This is a genomic window from Paraburkholderia bannensis NBRC 103871, from assembly GCF_000685015.1.
GTDB classification, from domain to species: Bacteria; Pseudomonadota; Gammaproteobacteria; order Burkholderiales; family Burkholderiaceae; genus Paraburkholderia; species Paraburkholderia bannensis.
Genome location: NZ_BAYA01000051.1, coordinates 14,417 through 36,116 on the forward strand (window position 1 = coordinate 14,417; position 21,700 = coordinate 36,116).

The 21,700-nt window shown below is 62.3% G+C and carries 15 protein-coding genes and 1 pseudogene; 9 read left to right on the forward strand and 7 right to left on the reverse strand.

Features of this window, described 5'->3' with window-relative positions; genetic code table 11:
• Positions 1 to 11 precede the first annotated feature (11 nt).
• Together BBA01S_RS37280 and BBA01S_RS44580 are read left to right on the forward strand one after the other, a co-directional pair.
• Positions 12 to 674, forward strand: coding sequence for a response regulator (locus BBA01S_RS37280; RefSeq protein ID WP_027820851.1), 663 nt, complete (start codon positions 12 to 14; stop codon positions 672 to 674).
• Positions 671 to 2,074, forward strand: a complete 1,404-nt coding sequence (locus BBA01S_RS44580; protein ID WP_042298532.1) for an ATP-binding protein — start codon at positions 671 to 673, stop codon at positions 2,072 to 2,074. The genes BBA01S_RS37280 and BBA01S_RS44580 overlap by 4 nt, the downstream gene beginning before the upstream one ends.
• Before the next feature lie 435 nt (positions 2,075 to 2,509).
• On the opposite strand, the gene BBA01S_RS37295 is transcribed toward BBA01S_RS44580, so the two are convergent.
• The 7 genes from BBA01S_RS37295 to BBA01S_RS37325 all read right to left on the reverse strand — a co-directional run bounded on the left by BBA01S_RS37295 (position 2,510) and on the right by BBA01S_RS37325 (position 11,852).
• Positions 2,510 to 3,298, reverse strand: coding sequence for a COG4705 family protein (locus BBA01S_RS37295; protein WP_027820852.1), 789 nt, complete (start codon positions 3,296 to 3,298; stop codon positions 2,510 to 2,512).
• A gap of 317 nt (positions 3,299 to 3,615) precedes the next feature.
• Entirely contained in the window at positions 3,616 to 4,110 is a 495-nt protein-coding gene (locus tag BBA01S_RS37300; RefSeq protein ID WP_027820853.1) for a DUF2127 domain-containing protein, read from the reverse strand.
• 44 nt (positions 4,111 to 4,154) lie between these two features.
• A complete protein-coding gene (locus BBA01S_RS37305) occupies positions 4,155 to 7,268 on the reverse strand; it encodes an efflux RND transporter permease subunit (RefSeq protein WP_027820854.1) in 3,114 nt (1,037 codons plus the stop codon).
• A 41-nt stretch (positions 7,269 to 7,309) separates the two neighbouring features.
• Positions 7,310 to 8,377: an efflux RND transporter periplasmic adaptor subunit gene (locus BBA01S_RS37310; protein ID WP_027820855.1), complete on the reverse strand. Its 1,068-nt coding sequence runs from the start codon at positions 8,375 to 8,377 to the stop codon at positions 7,310 to 7,312.
• Positions 8,374 to 9,771 (reverse strand): TolC family protein, encoded by a 1,398-nt coding sequence (locus BBA01S_RS37315; RefSeq protein ID WP_027820856.1) that lies wholly within the window; start codon positions 9,769 to 9,771, stop codon positions 8,374 to 8,376. The genes BBA01S_RS37310 and BBA01S_RS37315 overlap by 4 nt, the downstream gene beginning before the upstream one ends.
• Positions 9,772 to 9,886: 115 nt before the next feature.
• On the reverse strand, positions 9,887 to 11,167 hold the full coding sequence (locus tag BBA01S_RS37320) for a sensor histidine kinase (RefSeq protein WP_027820857.1): 1,281 nt from the start codon (positions 11,165 to 11,167) through the stop codon (positions 9,887 to 9,889).
• Positions 11,157 to 11,852, reverse strand: a complete 696-nt coding sequence (locus BBA01S_RS37325) for a response regulator transcription factor (protein ID WP_027820858.1) — start codon at positions 11,850 to 11,852, stop codon at positions 11,157 to 11,159. Before BBA01S_RS37325 ends, BBA01S_RS37320 begins: the two co-directional genes overlap by 11 nt.
• Before the next feature lie 549 nt (positions 11,853 to 12,401).
• Between BBA01S_RS37325 and uppS the strand changes: the two are divergent.
• The 7 genes and pseudogenes from uppS (at position 12,402) to BBA01S_RS48720 (ending at position 21,449) form a co-directional block, all read left to right on the forward strand.
• Positions 12,402 to 13,144 (forward strand): annotated as a pseudogene (gene uppS / locus BBA01S_RS44585) (polyprenyl diphosphate synthase).
• Between the two features lie 869 nt (positions 13,145 to 14,013).
• On the forward strand, positions 14,014 to 16,104 hold the full coding sequence (locus BBA01S_RS44590) for a hybrid sensor histidine kinase/response regulator (RefSeq protein WP_052392069.1): 2,091 nt from the start codon (positions 14,014 to 14,016) through the stop codon (positions 16,102 to 16,104).
• 559 nt (positions 16,105 to 16,663) lie between these two features.
• Positions 16,664 to 16,873, forward strand: coding sequence for a hypothetical protein (locus BBA01S_RS37350; RefSeq protein ID WP_027820861.1), 210 nt, complete (start codon positions 16,664 to 16,666; stop codon positions 16,871 to 16,873).
• 273 nt (positions 16,874 to 17,146) lie between these two features.
• Positions 17,147 to 18,598 (forward strand): trypsin-like peptidase domain-containing protein, encoded by a 1,452-nt coding sequence (locus tag BBA01S_RS37355; RefSeq protein WP_027820862.1) that lies wholly within the window; start codon positions 17,147 to 17,149, stop codon positions 18,596 to 18,598.
• Positions 18,599 to 19,161: 563 nt separating this feature from the next.
• Positions 19,162 to 19,782, forward strand: a complete 621-nt coding sequence (gene petA / locus BBA01S_RS37365; RefSeq protein WP_042298535.1) for a ubiquinol-cytochrome c reductase iron-sulfur subunit — start codon at positions 19,162 to 19,164, stop codon at positions 19,780 to 19,782.
• 235 nt (positions 19,783 to 20,017) lie between these two features.
• Positions 20,018 to 20,332, forward strand: coding sequence for a hypothetical protein (locus BBA01S_RS37370; protein WP_042298536.1), 315 nt, complete (start codon positions 20,018 to 20,020; stop codon positions 20,330 to 20,332).
• 367 nt (positions 20,333 to 20,699) lie between these two features.
• The gene (locus tag BBA01S_RS48720) at positions 20,700 to 21,449 is read left to right on the forward strand and encodes a penicillin-binding protein 2 (RefSeq protein WP_407668373.1); all 750 of its coding nucleotides are present in this window, start codon (positions 20,700 to 20,702) and stop codon (positions 21,447 to 21,449) included.
• Positions 21,450 to 21,700: the final 251 nt, after the last annotated feature.

Consider the following 21,700-nt stretch of genomic DNA (forward strand, 5'->3'; position numbering starts at 1 on the left):
AGAACAATTCGATGCGAATACTTCTCGTAGAGGACGACACACTGATCGGCAGCGGACTGCAGCAGGGACTGCAACGTGAGGGGTTCGCGGTGGATTGGGCACAGGCAGGTGACGCCGCAGCGCTTGCCCTGCGTACGGCGGCGTATGGGCTCGTCCTGCTCGACCTGGGTCTGCCGGGCCAGGATGGGCTCACACTGCTTGCGCGACTGCGCCAGCGCAATGATGACACCCCGGTCATCATCATTACGGCCCGCGACGCCGTACCTGAGCGCGTCGCGGGCCTCGACGGCGGTGCAGACGACTACATCGTCAAGCCGTTCGCACTCGATGAACTGCTCGCGCGCATGCGCGTGGTACGCCGACGCCAGGCTGGGCATTCACGGACGATCCTTGACGTCGGTCCGCTTCGGCTTGACCCCGCGCAGCATCGGGTCTGGTTGCGTGAAGTGGAAATACCAATGACAACGCGTGAGTTCGCGCTGCTGCTTGAATTGATGCAGCAACCCGATATCGTTGTCTCCCGCGAGCAGCTTGAAGAGCGGATGTACGGCTGGAACGAGGAGATCGGGAGCAACACGATCCAGGTCCACATTCACAATCTGCGCCGCAAACTTGGCACACAGGCAATCCGGAACGTGCGTGGGGTCGGCTACCAGATGGGAGAGATCGATTGAAATCGCTGCGACGGCGCCTGCTCTGGTGGCTGCTCCCCGCTACGTTGCTCACCGGACTGCTGGCGAGCGCGGCGACCTACCGGGGTGCGCTGACGGAGCTGGACGAACTGCTCAATGACCAGCTGAAGGCGGTCGCGCAGCATGTCATTGTCGAGCCGGACGGACACCTGGCGCTGCGAGGCATGCAGGGCGCAAACGAGGACCGGCTTTCGGGAGAACAGTCGCACGCTGTGCTGCTCCAGGTCTGGCGTGGCACCACACCCGTATTTAGCACCGATCTTGATTCTTCACTGCCCCCACCGACTGGCGCCGGATTCGCAGACGTCATCGTCGGGGGGCAGCTCTGGCACACCTACGTCACACGCGACGGTGACATGCTCGTTCGCGTCGCACAGGCACGACGCGCGCGATGGGAAGCGGTGGCCGAGATCGCCATGCACCTGCTCTGGCCAGTGCTGTCGCTGATTCCCGTGCTTGCCCTCTTTCTATGGTTCGGGATCGGTTACGGGCTGAGACCGCTTCGGGACATCGCGGCAAATCTCAAGCGACGGGACGCGAACAACATGCAGACGATCGACACCACAGCGATTCCGGGAGAAGTCAAACCCCTCGTCGACGCGCTCAACGATCTGCTGCAGCGTCTCGATGACGCGTTTACTGCCCAGCGCCATTTCATTGCAGACGCCGCCCACGAACTCCGGACGCCAATCATGGGACTCGGGCTGCAGGCCGACCTGTTGCCAAAGGCGCTTAACGCAGACGAGCGTGGTCTCATCACCGCACAGATTCGCACAGGCACCGCGCGGCTCGCGCATCTCGCCGAACAACTCCTGACGCTCGCGCGCCTCGGCCCCGATTCGATGCCTCCTGCGATGTCCGACCTGGATCTCACGTCACTCGCCCGTTCGGTTGTTGGCGAGCGGGCGCGTCTTGCGCAGGCAAACGGAATCGACCTTGGCGTGGTCGCGGTACCGCCAGTGCAGGTTCGAGGCAATGAGGATGGTCTTCGCATCCTGATCAACAATCTGGTCGATAACGCCATCCGATACGCTGGCCCGCATGCGCGTGTTGACGTCGTTGCAAGGAACGAGCATGGTACGCCCACGCTCATGGTATGCGACACGGGCCCCGGGATCGCCGAGGAGGATCGCGAGCGGGTGTGGGAACGCTTTTATCGTGGCAGCGGACGCGGTGCCACGGGCAGTGGTCTCGGATTGTCAATCGTCAGGCGCATTGCGGAGCAACATCAGGCCGATGTCGCGCTCGACAGTGGTCCGGACGGCCAGGGGCTAACGGTGCGCCTTCGTTTTCCCAGGCTTGTTCCAGAGCGTAACTGCGCCAGGACCTCGATAACGGAGCAGGCGGGCGCGCCCGCTGCCACGGCGCGGCGGCCTGCCTGAGCGACGTCCCAGGCGGTCCCGCCACTCCGTCGCATATTGATTTCAGGTCATATCCGGGCGCTTGGCTTCGTCAGCCTAAGCATCGACATGCTGTCCGAACTCATTCACGAGGCTCTGCCCGTCAATCTCGTAACGACAATGAGCATGAGCGTGGCAGTGCTGGACACGCTTGAGAGTTCAGCAGAGGCCACGGCGACGACTATCCACTCGACACAACAAGGCCACCCATCATTCAGAACAATAAGGCAGTCTTAAGGATCCCTGCATAAAGTGAGACCACGCACTGAATGCCGCGAGCAACCGGCATCAAGTGGTGCCCCTCTTCACGCAGGTGAAGCGCTGAACGGTAGCTCTTGTCATACTGGACTACTCGCCAGCATCACCTTTCGAAGGCCCCGGTCCTATGATCGGGGCCTCCTTTTTTAGGCCCGGCGGTCAAGCCGACGGCGCCCGACGAGCAGCCCGCTGCGGGATCAGCATGATGCACACGACGATAAATGCAAAGAGAATGCCCGAAGCATAGAACCGGCTGACCTGCATACCGCCCTGGGCAATCGGCTTGTCGAGCAGATCGCCAAGTGTCGCCCCAAGGGGCCGCGTCAGCACGAACGCGACCCAAAAGAGCGCCGTGCGCGAAATGCGCGGCCAGAGCCACAGCAGACCGACGACCACGAGCCCCGCCCCAAAGATCACCGCGCCCGTTTCGAAACCCAGACCGAGACCGCCCCTGTCGGTATCGGCGACCCAATCGCCCAATGCAGTGCCCAGTGTTTGCGAGAACAGTATGGTCGTCCAGTAGAACCACTCCACACGCGCTGTCGTGATACTCTCGATCGAAACCGTTCCTTCTGCCCGATACCAGATCGCCAGGCTCGCAGCAAGAAGGGCGACGATGATCGAAACACCACCAGGATAGCCGATTCCGAGAGACCGGTCGCTAAAATCGGCCAGCGTTGTCCCGAGGGTAGTCGTTGCGACAATCGTGGCCCAGTAAAGATAACCCTTGAATTCACGCGCACGAACCTGAGCGAATACCAGCACGACAAAGGCAGCGAAGAAAATCATCGTGCCGATCAGGTATCCCAGGTTTAACGACATTGTGACCCAGTCACCGCCAGTCTCGCCGAGTGTCGTCGCTGCGATCTTGATTATCCAGAAACCCAGCGTGAGTGCGGGCACCTTGCTCAATGCGTGTTCGGACGCGTCCCTGGCGGTCAAACTCATCTGAAATCTCCCAGACCAACTCAATTGGTGAATAGAAACCATTCCAGTGTATGCGCGCGACTCTTAACGCTGGCTTAACGCGCGAATCGCTTACACGTGGCGAGCCATTTGCAGCGCAGTGAGCTGATTGAGCGCTGAGTTAGAGGCGTGCTTATTCATGCTCAGCCTGCGCTGAAGGACTCCGGGGCGATGATGCGGACAACCAACCGAAAGGCGCGAAGATGGATATGTCCTGCGCTGGGAGTATCGCGTCGCATTGGCTATACCCGCGCCCAGAGCAAAGCCCTCTTCCGGGTACAACCCTGCGTTGTGCGAGATCATTCAGGACGTGGAATGTGATTGATCCGCCCACGGCGAATATATCGATACTCATGCCATGTAAGCGCTATAACGACAGCGTCGAGTGCCGTAACAAGCAACAACCAGGGTGAATGTGTGAACGTGTAGCGATAAAGCTGGTAGGCAATGAACAGGCCGAAGACAATCATGGAGACGGGAAAGTACCAGAGCCTTTCCCGCAGCAACCCGATAATGAGCCATAGCTTCAGCAAACCGTGCCCGAGCAGGTAAACCGCTGCGAATTGCTGGGCACCCACGGAAAGATGTTCGACAGCATGGAGAAGAAAGTTTGCGACGAGGTCGTGTGGGTCTTCGGCAAACTCGTCCCGCGTGATCCAGAGTACAAAAGCGAGAAAGAACCGCTGTGGCACAAAAAAAGCGGCAACTCCCGCAGCGACCTCTGAAAATGCAAGGAGCGCCTTGAACCAGAGGCCGGCCTCGAAGACGAGGTGAAGTTTCTTTTCGTCGAACATTCGCTTTTTTCCTTATCGACCACAATTGTATCGAAGAGAGCCGCTTACGCATTCACTCGCCCCGGCGCACCCATCGCGTCGCGTGTGAAGCGCCCGTAACGCAATGTCAGCGTGGGCAGCACGATCAAATTCAGCGCGGTCGAGGTGATGAGCCCGCCAAGAATGACGATCGCCATCGGCCCTTCGATTTCGTTGCCCGGTGCGCCACTCGTCGCAGCGAGCGGCGCCAGCGCGAGCGCGGTCACCAGCGCGGTCATGAGGATCGGCACCAGCCGCTCCGATGCGCCACGCACGGCAGTGTCCATGTTCCAGGTCAGCCCGTCGACGAACACCAGATGCTCGTAGTGGCTGATCAGCATGATCGAATTGCGCAGCGATATGCCGAGCAACGTGACGAAGCCCACCATGCTGCCAAGCGACAGGTTCCCGCCGGTCAGTACCACGCCCAGGACCCCGCCCACAAGCGCGAAGGGCAGGTTGATCATGACCAGCAGCACGGCGCGCCGGTTCTTCATCGCAAGGAACAACAACAATGCGATGCCTACCAGCGCGATCCCACCGTATGCGAGAAGGTCGCGCCGCGACTGCGCGCGCGCTTCGCTCTCTCCGCTGAAAACGGCATAGGTACCCGACGGCATCCTGATTTCGCGATTCACGCGCGCCTGCGCTTCCTTCACGAAGTCGCTGACCGGCCGGCTGCCGAGATTCACCGACACCGTCTGCACGCGCTGGCCACCATCGTGTGTGATCTGGTAGCGACCGGCGACCTGCCGGATCGTCGCGAGCGTGGAGAGCGGCACGGCAAAGGCGTCGGCGTTGCGCACCATGAGCTTGCCCACGTCGCTGACCGACCTGCGCTGTGCCGGGTCGAGCACGACTGCGACGTCGTAGGTGCGGCTGCCCTCATAAATCTGCGCGACGGTCACGCCGGCGTACGCGGCCTGGATGGCATCGAGAACTTCGACCGGGCGAAAGCCCCATCGGCTCAGTGCGTCAGGATTGAGCCTCACATCCAGTTCGGGAATCCCGGGTGGCGAATCCACCCGCACGCTGGCAACGCCGTGGATCGTACCGATCAACTGGGCGATCTGCTGCGACGTACGATCGATCACATCGAGATTGTTGCCGAAGACATTCACGACTACAGGCGCCGTCGTCCCCGAAATGGTTTCGTCGATGCGTTCCTCAAGAAACGTATTGACCGAGGTGGAGAGCCCCGGAAAACGCGCCAGTGCCTGGCGGATCCGATAGAGCGCCCAGCGCTGGCCCGACGCACCCATCGGCTTGAGGTCGACCTCGAACTCGGAGAGCTGCACGCCGGTCGGGTCGACCACACCGTTCGCGCGTCCGGCACGTTGCGCCACGAGACGCACGCCTGGCACCTGCATCAGCGCCTGCGAGACCTGAGTGCCAACGCGCATCGATTCGGCGAGCGAGGTGCCCGGTGCGAGCCCCATATGAACGGTGTAATGGCCTTCCCGCAATTGCGGAATGAAACTCCCGCTCATGAAGGGCAGCGCCGCGAGCGCCGCGGCGCACATCACCGCGACGATCGCCATGACCGCCTTCACGTGCTGCTCGACCTTCGCCAGCAGTGCGATGTACCGTGTCTTGAGGCGCACAATCAGTCGTGGCTCGCGCTCGGGCAACGGTCCCTTCGACAGCAGGGCGAGCGCCATCGCGGGCGTGAGCGTCAGGGCGACGCCAAGCGACGCGAGGACGGCAAGCATGTAGGCGATGCCCAGGGGCGCAAAGAGCCGGCCACCTATACCTGTGAGCGTGAGCACGGGCAGGAAGATCAGCATCACGATGAAGGTCGCGAACACGACCGCGCTGCGCACTTCGAGCGACGCGCTCAGCACGACGCGAAAGGCGGGCAGCGGCGGGGCCAGGGCGCGGTTCTCCCGCAGGCGCCGGTAAATGTTCTCGACGTCGATGATCGCATCGTCGACCACTTCGCCCAGTGCGATGGCGAGCCCGCCCAGCGTCATCGTGTTCAGGCTGACACCGAACGAGGTGAGCACGATGATCGCGACCAGCAGCGACATGGGAATCGCGGCCGCAGAGATGACGGCGGTGCGCACGTTGAGCAGAAACAGGAACAGCACCGCGATGACGAGCAAGGCGCCGACGATGAGCGCCATGCGCAGGTGCCCGACCGAGGCCTCGATGAAGTTCGCGGGCCGGAAGACGTTCGCGTTCACATCTACGCCCTGGCGGGCGAGCACGGGCGCAAGCCCCGCGAGCGTCTTTTCGATGTCTCGCGTCACGGCCATCGTGTTGGTCCCGTACTGGCTTTCCATCACGACCATCACGTCTGGCTTGCCCATGATCGACGCAGCGCCAACCGCGGGTGCGTTGCCCCAGGTCACATTGGCGACGTCGCCAAGCCGAACCGCTGCGCCGTTGCTGGAACGCAGTACGACACCGGCGAGCGTTTGCGGCGTCGCGATCTGGCCATCGGCGTTGACGGCGATGCGCTGGTTGCTGTTCTCGATGAACCCGGCGCCGCGTACGCCCGTGGCCTGGCGCGCCGCGGCAATGACATCCTGGATCGACAGGCCGTGGCGTATCAGCTTCGCGGGGTCGACCTGGATCTGCATCTGGCGCGTCTCGCCGCCGAACACGATCACATCGGCCACGCCTCGCGTACCGAGCAACGGCGGTTTGACGGTCCACTGCGCGATGTCGTAGAGGTCCGCGAGCGAGCGCGTTTTCGACGTCAGGCCGATGGTGCGCACGACGCTCGTCGTCGTCGTGAGCGGCAGGAGTTGGGGCGCCGAGACACCGGCCGGCAGCGTGCCCGCGAGTCCTGCGATGCGCTCGGTAACGAGCTGCCGGACCTGCACTACGTTGGCATGGTCGTCGAACACGAGCGTGACCGAGGAGAGGCCCTGCATCGACCGCGAGCGGATCGACTGCAGGCCGGTCATGCCGCCGAGGGCATTTTCAACCGGCTGGGTCACGAGGGTCTCCACCTGCTCGCTCGTCATGCCCGGCGCGGCCGTCTGCACGATGCTCATCGGCGGCGCGAACTCGGGAAAGACGTCGAGCTTAGCGCGCGTGAGGGAAAAGAGCCCGTAGCCAGCCACCATGACGGCCAGCGAGAAGATGACGCCGCGAAAACGCAGCGAAAAGTGGATGATTGCGTCAAGCATCTGGCGGTGTGTGGCGTTGTTCTGGGCGGGGCATGCGAGGCTCAGTCGTCACACTCGGGCGGATCCTTGCACGCCGTGCCGATGCCCTGTGGCTTGATCTCTTCGGAGAGCAGCAGTTGCGCCCCCTGCGTCACGACCTGGTCGCCAGCCCGGAAGCCGGTTGTGACCATGAAACCGTGATCGCCCGCGTTGACCGCTGGCACGTAGCGCCGCGTGAAACGGTCGTGCGCCGTGCGCACGTATGCCCAGGTCTGGCCGCCGTACCACACCACCGCCTGCTCCGGGATCAGCAGCCCGGAGACGGCCTCGCCCGACGTCGGCACGCGCGCACTTGTGCGCAGGTTCGCTGGCAGCACGGTGTCGGCGACGTAAAACCATGGCGTGCCCTGTATGGCAGGATCGGCGAGGGGCGAAGCGGAAAGCCTCCGGGCGGGCACCGTGCCACCGCTGGGTGTATCGACTGCGATGCGTTCTGGCGGCGTCGTGCCGAAGCTGGCCGGCAACGTGACGCGCAGGACAACCGACTGACCTGACTGGAGGCGCTGGAACAGCGTCGAGGCGGGTGCCGTTGCAGCGTTCGCGAGTGCATTGCCGAACTGCTGGCGCAGCGTGCCGGCAAGACCGTCCAGCGTGACCTGGGCGGACTGCAGTTTTGCCGCGTCGCCCTGCATCGTCGACTGCGCGGCCTGGAGGCTCTTCTGCGAAATATTGCGGTCATCGTTGAACAGCGTGCGGCTGCCCTCGTACTGTGTGCGCGAACTGGCCGCCTGAGCGGTGAACGTATCAACGTCCGCACGCGCGCTGGCAACGCGGTTACGCAGATCGAAGAGCGGCTGCAGATCGATGACCGTGGCGTCGGCGTTGATGCCGGACTGGCTCGTGACGGCCGCAAGCGGCGCGATTTCGATATGGCCGGCGCGCTGTGCATCCGGGCTCACGACCACGACCGTTTCGCCATTGACCGTCTGCACGGCGGGCGGCGGAGCGGATTGTGCCGCCCCAGCGGCCGTTGCACCGGAGTCGTCAAACGCCTGGTTGATGATGTACCAGCCTGCCAAAGCGCAGAGGGCTAGCGAAACAATGCTAAGAAAGATCAGCCGGAATTTCATCGTGCAGTCCCCTCACGGAGAGTCTGGCTCATTGCCTCGTCGCTGAGGGGTAACTGCATCGCATCTTCGAGTGCGCCGGCAGCCTGCTGGACGGCGACTTCGGCGTCGAGATGGGCGGTCTCACTCGACTGATAATCGGCTTTCGCCTGTGTGTAGGTCAGACGGTCCGCATTGCCGCTCGCGAATGCGGCCGCCTGGCTGTCGAGCTGGCGGCGGGCGCTCGCCAGATGGGCGTCGGAAATATGCAGCGCTTCAGTGCGCGACTGGTAGCGCGCCAGCGCGTGCGCAAGGTCGCCGATGATCCTGTCCTGCAGCGCGCTGGTGCGGACCGCCGCTTCCTTGCGCCTGGCCTCGGCCTGTTTGATACCCCCCTGGTTCTGGTCGAAGATCGGCAACGTGATGCCGGCCAGTCCAAAGCCGATCTTGTTGGTGCCGGTGTCGTACGTGTAGCCGGGACCGAGATGGATATCCGGATACTGCTTCGCGACCTCGAGCTGAAGCGCCGATTCGGCCGCGGCGTATTCAGCCAGCGAGGCGCGCAGATCGGCGCGATGGAAGATCGCCGCGCGCTGCGCATCCGCTGCCGGTGGCGCAGCGGGCGCCGTGCCGAAGGCGCTCAGGTCGAGTGTGACGCTGTCGAGCGCGGTGACCGGCACGCCGATGGCGGCGGCCAGTTGGGCGCGCGCATCTTCTTCGGCAGTTCGCGCGGCAGCAAGATCGCTCTGGGCCTGGGTGTCGGCAAGCATGGCGGCGTCGACTTCGGGCTGCGAATACTGGCCGACGGCGAGACGGTGGTGGCTCATGACCGTGATCTGCCGCTGGGCCTCAGCCTTCGCGGACAGGAAGGCGATGCGTGTGCGGGCGGCGTACAGGGCGAGCATGGCGTCCCTGACCTGCGCACTGACCGTCCACGCTGCCGTGATGATGTTCAGCCGGGCGGCTTCCGAAAGGTGGCTCGCCTGATCGACGCGATAGCCGCGCTTGTGTGCGGTCTCGATAGGAATATCGAGCGAAGGCCCCCAGGTGAAGGGCGCTCCTGGCCCTGGGTTGGGCGTGTTGAACTGGAATGGCAACTGCAGGACCGGGTTGGGAATCGCATTGGCGACATCGATGCCGCCTTTGGCGGTGCCCCATTGCGCACGGGCCAGGTCGAGGGCGGGGCTGTAGTAGAAGGCCGCGAGGGTCAGCAGCTCGCGGTTCCATGCTGCCGGTGGCCACGGGGTGACATCGTGACCCGCTTCGCGTGCGATCCAGGCATATAATTCCCCGTTCGCGAGGGAGCGCTGCCCGAATTCCCGGGCAATCCGGTCGGGGGTGATCGGTTGGGGATGATAGGTCGCGCAGCCGGCCACGCCGCTCAACACGATGAAGACAATCGATAACGCGCAGCGCATTCTGGCAATCCATCCCGAACGTTGTGCCGCCCATGCGGGCGGCTTTCGGGTTGGAGGCTACGCCAGGGGTTGTGAAGTTTTCGTCAAGAACCCACCCGATCCGGGTGAGACTGGCTCAGGTCCGGCTTGCGGCCGGCAGCCGAAGCGATACGCTGGTTCCCTTGCCGGGCTCACTGCCAATCTCGATTGGCCACCCGTAGCGCTCGCACAACTTCCTGACGATGGACAGACCGATTCCGACCCCGGGCGTCGGGGTATCGGGCGATGCTGCCTGGTAGAAGCGGTCAAAGACATGCGGGATTGCGTGCGCCGGAATACCTGGTCCCGTGTCCTCGATGTAAAGCCAGCCGTTGGCGTAGCGAAAGTGCAGGCCTCCGTGGTTCGTGTGCCGCACGGCGTTGTCGATCAGGTTGGATAGCACGATCGCAAGCGCAGGGCGGTTCGCCACGACACGAAGTTCGCCGTCGATATCAATGACCGACTCGAGTCCCTTTTGTGCGAGCTGCTCGGCAAACGGTGTCAACGCGGTTTCGATCATCTTCGCCACGGCCACCGGTTCGACTTCGCGCGCAGAATCCTCCCGCGCGAGCATGAGCAGTGCGTTGGCGAGTTCGCGCATGTTGTCCGCTGCCCGCTCGATCTGCTGCAGACGTGCGCGCGATTTGCCCTGGATCGCCGTATCCTGCTCGAGCAGTTCGCAGCTTGTCTTGATGGTCGTGAGCGGCGTGCGCAGTTCGTGGCTGACGTTGCCTGTGAACTCCTTTTCGCGCGCCATCATGTCGGCCATGCGCTGGTGGTAGTCGTTGAACGCCTCCACGAGACCGACGAGTTCCGTTTCATCATATTTGCCTGGATGGATCGCTGCCGATTCACCCAGCCGCAGCGTCTTGACCTGCTGGGCGAGTCCCGCGACCTGCCGCACCAGCAGTCCGGAAAGACCAAAGGACAGCCAGATCGTCAGGAGTGCAAAGATGCCAGTGCCGCCCATCAGTGCATTGATGACTTCCTTGAAATGCTTTTCGTAGACGTTGAAGTTATAGACCCGGTACAGGCGTGCCGTGCCCATGGACGCAATGGCGACGTGGATCTCCCGGTCGTCGATAATGACTTCGTGCGTACCGAAAGGCAAATTCCTGACGGTTTCGGGCAGGGCAATGCGCGCGCGGCCCGCGCTCGAAACATAGCCATTCATTCGTATGTCGAACGGTGGCAGCAGCGCAGGATTGGCCTGGTAGCTCTTGAGCACACTCGCCATGTCGTCACGGATGAGCGCCGTGATCAGCCGCTCTTCCTGCGCTTCGGCCAGTGCTCGTACGCCCAGCGCCTGGGCGACCAGCAGCGCGATGGTCAGCATTGAAAAGAACAGGGCGACCTTGAAGCGCAGGCTATTTCGCATCATCACCGCCCGCCACGAGCCGGTAGCCGACGCCATGCAGCGTTTCGATCACATCGGCTTCACCGGGCCCACAGAGCGCCCGGCGCAGCGTATAGATGTGCGTGCGCAGCGTGTCGCTGTCCGGCAGCTCTTCTCCCCAGACTTCGGACTCGAGCTCGGCGCGCGTGAAGGTGCGTTGGGGCGACTGCATCAGGATACGCAGCAGGTGAAGACATTTGGGCGGTAGCTTGACCGGGCGTGCGGCGCGTTCGACGGTCATCGTCGACAGGTCGAGGCGCACATCCGCAAACCGCAGATCCATGGTGGCGACCTGACCGCGGTAGCGCTTGATCATGGCGCCAAGCCGTGCGCCCACCTCCTTCAGGGAGAACGGTTTGACCAGGTAATCATCGGCGCCATGCACGAATCCCGCGAGCTTGTCGTCAAGCGCGTCGCGCGCGGTCAGCATGAGTACCGGCGTATCCCGGCCCGCCTCTTCTCGCAGCCTGCGACACAGTGTGAGCCCATCCATGCCCGGCAGTGACAGATCGAGCAAAATGGCGTCCCATGAGTAGGCGAGCGCCATCTGCAGCCCCGCTTTGCCACTGGCGGCTACATCGACCTTATAACCGCCTGCCTCGAGATAGTCGTACAGGTTCGCGGCAATCGAGGAATCGTCTTCGACAATGAGTACGCTCTTGGACATCGGGTCATTGCGTTCGCGTTGGAAGTGAGCCGATGCTACCGCAGAATCCGATGCCATCTGAGCACAATTGAGGCCGCTCGCGCCGCCGCGGGCAGGCGAGTGCCTGCTCAACATCGAGATGGAGTTTCGCGATTTCCTACCGGACCTGAAGGTCACTGTCGAAACGCCTTAGCGACCAGATTGCGGCGCTTTGACTACCACCAATCCGACTCCGCCCCCGTTTTTTGCGGAAAGTTCGTGCGTCAGCGGATTCCCAGGCCGACTTGACGCCAACGCCAGTGACCGGTGCAGCGACGCACGAAATCGGTCCGCGCAAGGAGGGTTCTCTTCCAACAGCACCAATTGCGTCGATACGCCAGGCTTACATACGCAGGAAGACTCGGGCGACTCCCTTTGAGAGCTCGTCCCTCGGGGCGAATCTCCGCGGCGGGTCTTAGCCGGTGTTAACGGAATTGCTACTCCTAGCTGTTAACCAAACCTTAAGTATGCCCTGTCATCCTGGTGTTGTTGTTGGCTGCGACCACGCTTATCGCAGCTTCGGGACCTGACATGCGCTACATCAGTTCGACTGTTCGTGTACCGGATGTGGGGGCCGTGCCGCGGCACATTGCCGTCATCATGGATGGTAATGGGCGGTGGGCTGAGCGGCGGAAGCTGCCTCGTATCGCGGGCCACACGAAAGGCGTCGAGGCCGTCCGCACGATCGTCGACGGCTGCGCGAAACGCGGTATCGGCTACCTGACGCTGTTCGCATTCAGTTCGGAGAACTGGCGCCGCCCTCCCCGATGAAGTTTCGTTTCTGATGCGCCTGTTCACCTCAGTACTCGAACGTGAGACGGCGCGACTTGACAAGAATGGCATTCGACTACGTGTCGTGGGTGATTTGTCCATGTTTGACGCGGGCCTCCAGCAGCTGATTCAACGCGCCGAAACGAAAACCGCCCACAACTCCCGCATGACGTTGACGGTCGCCGCGAATTACGGGGGGGCGATGGGACATCCTTCAATCCGTCCGGCGGCTCGTTGAACAGGCCGCGGCCGACGGACGATCTGCACTGGTCGACGAAGATAGCTTTGCGAAAAATCTCGCGCTAGCTTACGCACCGGAACCAGATCTCTTCATCCGTACCGGCGGTGAACGGCGCATGAGCAACTTTCTACTGTGGCAACTGGCGTACACCGAACTGTATTTCACGGATATTTTTTGGCCAGACTTCGACGACGCTGCACTCGAGGCAGCTCTAGCGTCGTATCGGATGCGCGAGCGTCGATTTGGTCGCACGAACGCGTGACATGCGAACCACCCAGACGCGAAGCGTCATAACGCCTCAATCGTCGGCGAGGGCCACAGTAACCAGCCGATTGGCAGGTGGACTCGGATCGCATCGGACACGATAACGAAGAATGATGCCCAACATGTGGATTTACGTCTGGTGCCCTGCCTGGCAGGTCTTCTGCCGGTATCCGAGCCAGGTGCCAGCCATTTATGAAGTCGGGCGGTCAATGACGACAGCATGCGCACCCAGATGCGTTCTCATTCGACACCATGCGAGTGCTTCGGGGTAGCAGGCGCCGGAGCCGCCGTGCACAACCGCCCTCGCCTTTTTTTGCCATCACGCGCGCCGTGTAGACAGGCAGGCGACGCTCAGTGCGTCAGCATGCAGATATTGACTGAGCGTCTGGCGGACAGATTTCGCAAATCCTATGCCGGTCCTTTGTTCGCGCTGGCGTACGACGTACAGGGCGAGTCCGCACCGGTCGTTCCTTGACGCGTTCTAACCTTCTGGAAGGCGCGGGCGTGCGCGGCATGAACGTTTCCTCAAGCGTGCGGGTAACGGGTGTGCAGTTGGGGCACACAGGCGGGAGCGGCCATTCTTCTTCCGCCCCCACTGCGCGTGGGTTACGACGCGGGAGTTCCGGGTCCGATAATGATCAGGCCTGCACATGCGACCATGTTCGGGAGAGCCATGCGTGCGAGCGCCTCTTTCGGGAACAGAAATTGCGCATCCTCCGCGCTGAACCGTATCGGGCGGTTATGCGAGGACGGCTTCCCCAGATCAACATTTCCATGCGCCCATCTACAGCCAACGAACCGGCCTTGCCAGCCAGTGAACTGCGCGCACTACACTTTCGGGGCGTGCGACGCGTCGTGCACGCCCTCATGGTGGCAAGCGTAGTGCTGCCGACACTTTATGTCGCCATTGAGGTTCGCAGCGACTGGTACGAGCGTCTCGACGCCGCCACCGAAACGACGGTGCGTTCCGTTAGCGTCGCGCAACAGCAGGCGGTGAAACTTTTCGATATCGACGCCTCGCTGATTCCTCGCCTCCTACAGCGCGTTTCACGAATGAGCGACCGCCAGATCCGGCATTCGTCGGCGGCGATCCGCGCGCAGATGAGCGAGCTTGGCGCAGGCTACCCACAGATATTGTCGATCAACGTGTTCAGCAGCGAAGGCGAGCTGCTGGTATCGAGCCACCCCACCGCGGGTCCGGTCAACGTTGCGGATCGCAAGGATTTCGATGTGCTGCGCGACGCTCCAGCCGTCCTCCACATTTCGCAACCGATGGTGAGCCGCGTGACGGGAGCGCACACGTTCAATGTCGCACAAGGCTGGACTGACGCACGAGGTGGATTTGGAGGGTTCGTTTCTGTCTCCATGAATCTCGCCTACTACCGTGACTTCTTTCGCGACCTGCGTGCTCCCGGCAGCCCGTTGCATCTTGGCCTTCTGACAGCCGACGCCGTCCCGCTCGTCTGGTATCCCGACGCCGGAGACGAGGACCGGACAACGTCAGCCCATCCCAAACTGGCGAGCGCGCTGCGTGAAAGGAGCGGCGAGGGTGCGCTGCGACTGCCCGCTCCCGGTACTGGCAACGACCACGGACGCATCGTCGCCTATCGTCGGGTGGGGGCATACGATGCCTACGTGGTTACGGCGTGGCCCATCGCACCACTGCGTGCGGCCTGGATACGCCAGTCCGCACACCTTGTGATCACGACACTCGGACAGGCTTCCATCATCGTACTGCTGCTCGCGCTCTATCTGCGTCGGCTGAGCCGCGAGGAGACCGCATGGCGACAGCTGGATGCACAACGCCTGGCGCTCGCCGCCCATGAGCGAGCACGTGCGGAGAGTCAACGCCTTGAAACGCTGGGCAACATGGTCGCAATGGTCGCCCACGACTTCAATAATGTCCTCATGGCCATCGCTGCCCATGCGGCGCGCGGCGCACGCCCCGGTGCGGACGCCCTGCAGGCGCTCGAGTCTGTCGAAGGCGCAATCGCCAAAGGGCAGGCACTCACACGCAGACTGCTCGGCGTCGCACGAAAGCAGCCACTGCACATGGACATTGTCGACCTGCGCCTGTGGGAAGGTTATCCGCTGTTGCGTTCAGCGCTTGGCGACTCGATCACTTTCACCCAGCACGTCGAAGCGGATGTCTGGCCGATCCGCGTGGACGCGGCAGAACTGGAGCTTGCGCTTCTGAACCTCGCGGTCAACGCTCGCGACGCCATGCCGGCGGGCGGGCGGGCTTCGCTGCGTGTGGGCAACGCGTGCGTCGCGCCATTTCCCAGCGCACCGGACGGCGACTATGTTCGCCTCGTGTTTTCTGACACCGGCCACGGCATGGACGCCGCCACCGAGTTTCGAGCCTTCGAACCGTTCTTCACGACAAAGCCAACGGGCCATGGCACGGGCCTCGGTCTTGCGCAGGTACGTGCGTTCTGCGAACGTGCCGGAGGCTTCGTCACGCTCGATACAGCGCGCGATCGCGGAACGACTGTAAGCCTTAACATTCCACGCGCCGAGCAGACGGCAGCCAGCCTCACGGTGCCGGCGGAGGCTTACGCCACCACGCACCGGCAACTGCGTCTGCTACTTGTGGAAGACGATCCACTTGTCGCACAGGCTCAGCAGTCGCTGTTCGAGACAATGGGGCACACCGTGATCCATGCTGGCGATGCGCAGGCGGCCCTTGCCGCACTTGACGATGAAGCAAATTCATTCGACGCCGTTCTCTCGGATGTCCAGCTGCCTGGGTCGATGAGCGGTGTGAGGCTCGCGGCGGAAATACGCCGACGCTACCCGACCCTGAGTGTCACGCTGCTGACCGGCTTCGCCCGCGAGTCACTGGATGGACTCGAATCGCTCGAGGTGCAGGTCTTTGCGAAGCCTTGCAATCCGGACGTGCTCGAGCGTCACCTCCAGCAGCATGCGGGGCGTGGAACAAATAGTGCCCTGCATTGAACAGGTGTCGCGCGGGTATGAGCGGGAACCATGCTGCCCCGCTTCGCACATGCTTCTGCCTATGCGATTGCCGGGCAGGCGCTGCGAAATATGGTGGCCGCCCTGAAAAAATCCGTCCGTCGAACTGGGTCAACCTCAGACGGCGTTCCACTCGCGCAAGGGACCGACGAATTCGCGTTGGCTACTGCCTGCGCGCGAAGCGATGCAACGGAGAGTTTGCTCTGAGCATTGGGCGGATGGTGTTTCCGATCCGGCAGGACCCGCTAAACAGGCGAGGTATTCTGTTTTGTGCTTTTCAGCGTTTCGGCCGCCGGGCTCAACCCGACCGCTCGAAGGTGGTGTTCTCCGCGATCTACGCGTCCTGTCGCACTCAACATAGTTCTTTCCTCCATTCGAAACTTCGCACCGGACCCGACGGTCAAATTGCCAGATTTCTCCGCTGGTCTCCTTCACGTGCCACGCATTATCTGCGCAGCCCCGCCGGCATCGCCGACCCATCGTCTGTTCGAGACAGTCGAACGCAGCCCCGGGTACGGAACATCGCCTACCGGTCACCACAATGAAATCGCTCCTGAGCCATCACGAGATCGCCCTTCTCATACTCCTCCTTAGCGGACCAGGCCAGGTGAGCCGCACGGATCCCGATGCCGTTGCACTTCAGCAGGCACAGCTGGTCGAGGCCACGTCGGAAGCCGCTGCTGAACGCGGGCTCAGGCTGACTCCGGCAGGCAAGGACGTGCTCCGGCGACTCGGTATCGACGCCGCCTGACACCACGCAGGCCACAGCACCACCAGTCCGTGCGGGTCGCACCGGCGGACCGTTGCCGGTCGTCCTTGCCTTCAGGCGTCTCCGGGCGCCTAACCCTGTGCGCTGAAATCGCAACGCGTGAGCGCAGGAGCGTGGCAGGCCGAGGCACCCTTTTAAGCTTGCTTTAACGAACCTCGGCTAGATTGATACAGACGCGATCGGGAACCCACGGTCGAACACCCGCCCCCTGGCGACGAAATTCGCCAGGAGGAGTTCTATTGGCGGAGGTTTGCGATGGGATACGGAGAACTGAAGCAACTGACGATTGTCGTACTGGCCGCACTGTCGCCCGCATGCACGGCACAGCCGACCTGGCTGCAGGCGCAGACCGGCGCGAGACCCGGTAGCGGCGCAATGCACGCGGCGGGTCTCGTGCCCCCAATCGTGACGGACTTCTCCTCGCTCGTCCAGAAGAACGGCGACGCGGTTGTCAATATCAGCACCACGGGGCCGGGACGCGTATCCAGCATCGAACAGGTCTGGCCTCCGGCTGGCAGCGATGGCAATCCTTTCTTCCGTCTGTTTCCGCAGTTCCCGTACGAATTCCCCGGAGAAGTCGGGATGCCCTCGGGCAGCGTCGGATCCGGATTTGTTATCAGCTCCGACGGCTACATCCTCACCAACTCACACGTGCTCGCTGGCTCCACGAAAATCAGGGTGACACTTCGTGATGGCCGGGAATTCAAGGCAAAACTTGTCGGAAGCGATCCCGCAAGCGGCGTCGCGCTGCTGAAAATTCCTGCAACCAATATGCCCACGGTCAGGATCGGATCGACAGCCGACGCAAAGGCAGGTAACTGGATTGCCTCAATCGGCAATCCTTACGGTCTGAGCAACACGGTAACTGCCGGCATTATTGCCAACATGTCGAGAGCCATGCCACGCGACTCGTACATTCCACTTATTCAGACGGACATGACCGAAAGCGCAGGCGACGCTGGAAGCCCCGTTTTCAATCTCAGCGGCGAGGTGATCGGCATTGAGACGCCCGTCCACGGTATTGCAGGGGAAGTAGACGGACTCGCGTTCGCGCTGCCGATCAATGAGGCGATGCGTGTCGAGCACCAGTTGCAGCGCTATCACAAGGCTGAGCACGGACGCCTGGGCATCACGATACAGGAGGTCAGCGGACCACTCGCGCAATCGTTCGGCTTGACGAAACCAGAAGGCGCCCTCGTCAGTTCCGTTGACGCGAACGGGCCGTCCGCGAAGTCAGGTTTGCGCCCCGGAGATGTGATCCTGAAACTCGACGATACGGTTGTTGCTGATTCGTCGGCGTTGCCCGTCGCCGTCGCCGACCTCAAGCCGGGTGTGACGGTACAGCTTGTGTATTGGCGGGATCACGCCACCCATGACACGTCGGTCGTCCTTGGAGAGCTTAACGCGTCTGCGCACGAACTGGCAGGACTCGGCGAGGCCAGTTCGCCGGATGGCTTGACCGTGCGGGGTTTGACGAACGAAGAGCGCCACGACGCCGGAGTAAATAGCGGCGTTCGCGTGGAACGAAGTGTTGGCCCGGCAGCTTTCGCCGGTATCGAGCCCGGCGACATCATTCTGATGGTCAACGACGCCGCGGTCGCGAGCCCCGACCAGTTTCGCCGGAAAGTCGAAAGCAGTGGCAAGTCCGTTGCCCTGCTGGTTGACCGAAACCGTGAGCGCATATTTATGACCATCGACACCAGTTGACCGGAGGGTGGCTCGTACGCGTACCCTCTGATACGGAGTCCAAAATGAATGGATTGTCAAGCTTGCGACTGCACCGGATGATGCGTTCTGTCGTTCCAACTCGGCCCATCCCGGGCGCACCAGGTCTGGCGCGAGCGTTCTCGCCCGGGTCAAGCGCGCTGGGCAATGACACTGGCACCCGCTTCATCCGTGTCCGGTTGCTGTGGCCGACGTTTCACAAAACAGCCCCACGCGACGGTTGCCCGCTTGATGACTGCCACTGGCAGATGTCCATCAAGGAGCCGAACGGCGGCGGTGCGCGGCCGGGAGCGGGTCATCGCTTGATCACGAGCGGGAGCCAATCAACTGTCACGGAGCACAAGGCGCGCCGCCCTGGACAGCAGACTGCCGCTAGGGAGGCGCGCTTGCGCCTGTGGGTCGACATACTCGCGCTTCCGGCGGTAACCCTCGTGGTCCTGCTCGGGATCGGCCTTTTGGACCTGCTCGTGCGTTTGTCGGGCGCTTGATGGCGCGACATCAAAGTCTCGAGGCTTTCATTCAATCAGGGAAGCACGGAGCGGATCGTGGCAACCGAGCTTGATAACCGCGTCGACAATCGCCGTCGCGTCTGGTTGATCGCTACCTCCGTCGCGGGGGGGATTGCCGGTGTGACGACGCTCATCCCCTTTATCGACTCCTTCGCGCCGCCTGCGAGCGCCACGGCCGCCGGCGCACCCGTGCATGCAGACATTTCGAACCTGCGACCCGGCTCGATGATGACAGTCGCGTGGCGAGGCAAGCCTGTATTTATCGTGAACCGCACCGAGGCAATGATGGCCGCGGTAGTCCAGGCCGATCCGATGGTCGCCGATCCGCACACCGACCATCCGTTCTCGATGCCGTTGCCGTCGTATTGTCGCAACGAGTACCGGTCACGCCCCGACCATCCGCATTTACTCGTGGTGGTGGGTGTCTGCACGCACCTGGGTTGCACACCGGTACCCCGCTTTCAATCCGGTCCGCAGCCGGGCCTTCCAGACAACTGGCCAGGCGGCTTCCTATGCCCTTGCCACGGTTCGACATACGACCTCGCAGGGCGCGTCTTCAAGGACAAGCCCGCGCCCCAGAATCTCGACGTGCCGAGATTTATGTTCGTGTCGACCGCAAACATTCTCATCGGCGAGGATGAGAACAAGACAAGCTGACTGGATATGCGGTTCAACCGGACCGCGCCTCGTCTCGGGCGGGAGTTTGTGCGATCCCGCATCAGCGCGTCGGGCGCCAATGTCATCAGAATGAAACGAATCATGGCGCTTTTGAAAGGAGAGTATACTCTTTCGCTTGCTACCGCCAACCGTAGTCCTGCGAGCTAACGCTCGCGGTGTGAGTCTGGCACAAAGCGATTTTTTGACTTAGCAGAGGCTATCCATGAGACGAGTAATGCTTGCTTTGCTGTTCGGCGTCTCAGCCGCAAGTGCCAATGCGCATGTCTGCGGCCAGGGCGCATCCGTGAGAATTGAAGGCGATGCCCCCGGCGCAATCAGCTACGATGTGTACAGCCACCTTTACCCGCTTTCGCCTGTGAAGCTCGCAAGGCTGACCGGGGCGCAGCAGGTGAAAATGATTCCCGACGGCACCATCGCGTGTACGATAGATGACGACGGTGTCGATGATCCAGCCGCGGTTCTCATACGCGGACCCGGAGGCCAAATGAACTACTGGATTTCAGGGGACTACGTCGAGCCGGCAAGCTAGTCCTTCGTTTGGAGAAGACGCCGCCGGCCGGCCGCGTGTCCAGCGTGCCTTGCCAGACTGATGCAGGCGAACTGCAGCCCCGCAAGAAGACGGCCTCACGAAACAGCCACGGAAGATGCCCCCGACGCGCAGGAACCTTAGTTTTTCCCGCCACGCACTGGATTCCAATGGCTTCCACCGTGGCAGATCGAGATTTGCGGGCCTCGTATTCGCCAGCGCGTTTCTCGCCCTCATTCTGAGGGCCGCGTGGGTGCAGTGCGTCGTCGACGACTTCTATCAGCGACAGGGAGAACTGCGGCAGGTAAACGACCGGGACACCCATGCTTCCCGCGGGCATATTTTCGATCGCAACGGGCGGGCTCTGGCCATGGACCTTCCCACGCGAACAGTCTGGCTGGATGCCACTGCGGCCGGCGCGCCCGCTTCTGCCTCACAGATCGGGGCTCTCGCACACATTCTGCAGATTGATCCCGCGATCATCGAGCACGCGTACGCATCGCACCGCCATTTCGTCTATCTCAGCCGGCAGGTCCCGACAGATAGTGCAGAGCGCGCCATACGCCTCGATCTGCCCGGAGTATTCGCGCAGAAGGACTATCGCCGCTTCTATCCGGAATCCGCCGTAGCTGCGAACGTCGTCGGTTTCACGGGCATCGACGGGAATGGCCAGGAGGGGATCGAGCGTTCCGCAGACCGCCTGCTTCACGGCGTCGATGGATGGCGCCGGACACTTCATAATGCCAGGGGCCAGGTCATAGCGAACCTGGCGCAATCCGCGCCCCGCAATGGCACGGATGTCCGTCTTTCGCTCGACCTGCCAGTTCAGTACGCTGCCTACCATGCGTTGAAGGAGACGGTCACCGTAGACCGTATTAAAAGTGACACCGTTGCGACTATAAATGTGTCACAACGCGGCGGACACCCGGCCCGGTGCCGAAAGATTAGCGCTGAGGCGACCCCAGCAAGCACATCGCCGCTCTCTGCGAACTTCCGATATCGACCCACAGCCGCCTTTCGAGCAGGCATCATCCATCTGGCTGGTCACACGGCAGGAGCGGCCGGTCAACGGACGCCTCGTAGAGGGCATCCGTTGTGGCAGATGTCTGCCACCTCATGAGTCGCGCGACCTTCTTACACGAGTTCGGCGGGATACCGCCGCTGGCGTCTGTTTCGCAGCAGGCGAGGCATCCCGCTTGTTCGTAGATTTTTGGGCGGCAGCGTTTTCTCCCCCAGCTCCGACGAAATCGGCTCGATCTCGACGACTTGGTTGGCTGCGCACCTTCTCCCCCTGCGGTTTGTGCGGCCGTCGTCGGCCAGCTACTAGCTCGGGGGCTGCCGCGCTAGATGATTTTAGGCGCAGCCCAATAT

Bases quoted from the DNA above. Each gene is read 5' to 3' on its own strand.
- BBA01S_RS37325 (WP_027820858.1), bottom strand. From the start codon at position 11,852: ATGTCCAAGAGCGTACTCATTGTCGAAGACGATTCCTCGATTGCCGCG.
- BBA01S_RS37295 (WP_027820852.1), bottom strand. From the start codon at position 3,298: ATGAGTTTGACCGCCAGGGACGCGTCCGAACACGCATTGAGCAAGGTG.
- BBA01S_RS48720 (WP_407668373.1), top strand. From the start codon at position 20,700: ATGGACCTTCCCACGCGAACAGTCTGGCTGGATGCCACTGCGGCCGGC.
- BBA01S_RS37300 (WP_027820853.1), bottom strand. From the start codon at position 4,110: ATGTTCGACGAAAAGAAACTTCACCTCGTCTTCGAGGCCGGCCTCTGG.
- BBA01S_RS37310 (WP_027820855.1), bottom strand. From the start codon at position 8,377: ATGAAATTCCGGCTGATCTTTCTTAGCATTGTTTCGCTAGCCCTCTGC.
- BBA01S_RS37370 (WP_042298536.1), top strand. From the start codon at position 20,018: ATGCTTGCTTTGCTGTTCGGCGTCTCAGCCGCAAGTGCCAATGCGCAT.
- BBA01S_RS44590 (WP_052392069.1), top strand. From the start codon at position 14,014: ATGGTGGCAAGCGTAGTGCTGCCGACACTTTATGTCGCCATTGAGGTT.
- BBA01S_RS37355 (WP_027820862.1), top strand. From the start codon at position 17,147: ATGGGATACGGAGAACTGAAGCAACTGACGATTGTCGTACTGGCCGCA.
- BBA01S_RS37305 (WP_027820854.1), bottom strand. From the start codon at position 7,268: ATGCTTGACGCAATCATCCACTTTTCGCTGCGTTTTCGCGGCGTCATC.
- BBA01S_RS37320 (WP_027820857.1), bottom strand. From the start codon at position 11,167: ATGCGAAATAGCCTGCGCTTCAAGGTCGCCCTGTTCTTTTCAATGCTG.
- BBA01S_RS37350 (WP_027820861.1), top strand. From the start codon at position 16,664: ATGAAATCGCTCCTGAGCCATCACGAGATCGCCCTTCTCATACTCCTC.
- BBA01S_RS37315 (WP_027820856.1), bottom strand. From the start codon at position 9,771: ATGCGCTGCGCGTTATCGATTGTCTTCATCGTGTTGAGCGGCGTGGCC.
- BBA01S_RS37280 (WP_027820851.1), top strand. From the start codon at position 12: ATGCGAATACTTCTCGTAGAGGACGACACACTGATCGGCAGCGGACTG.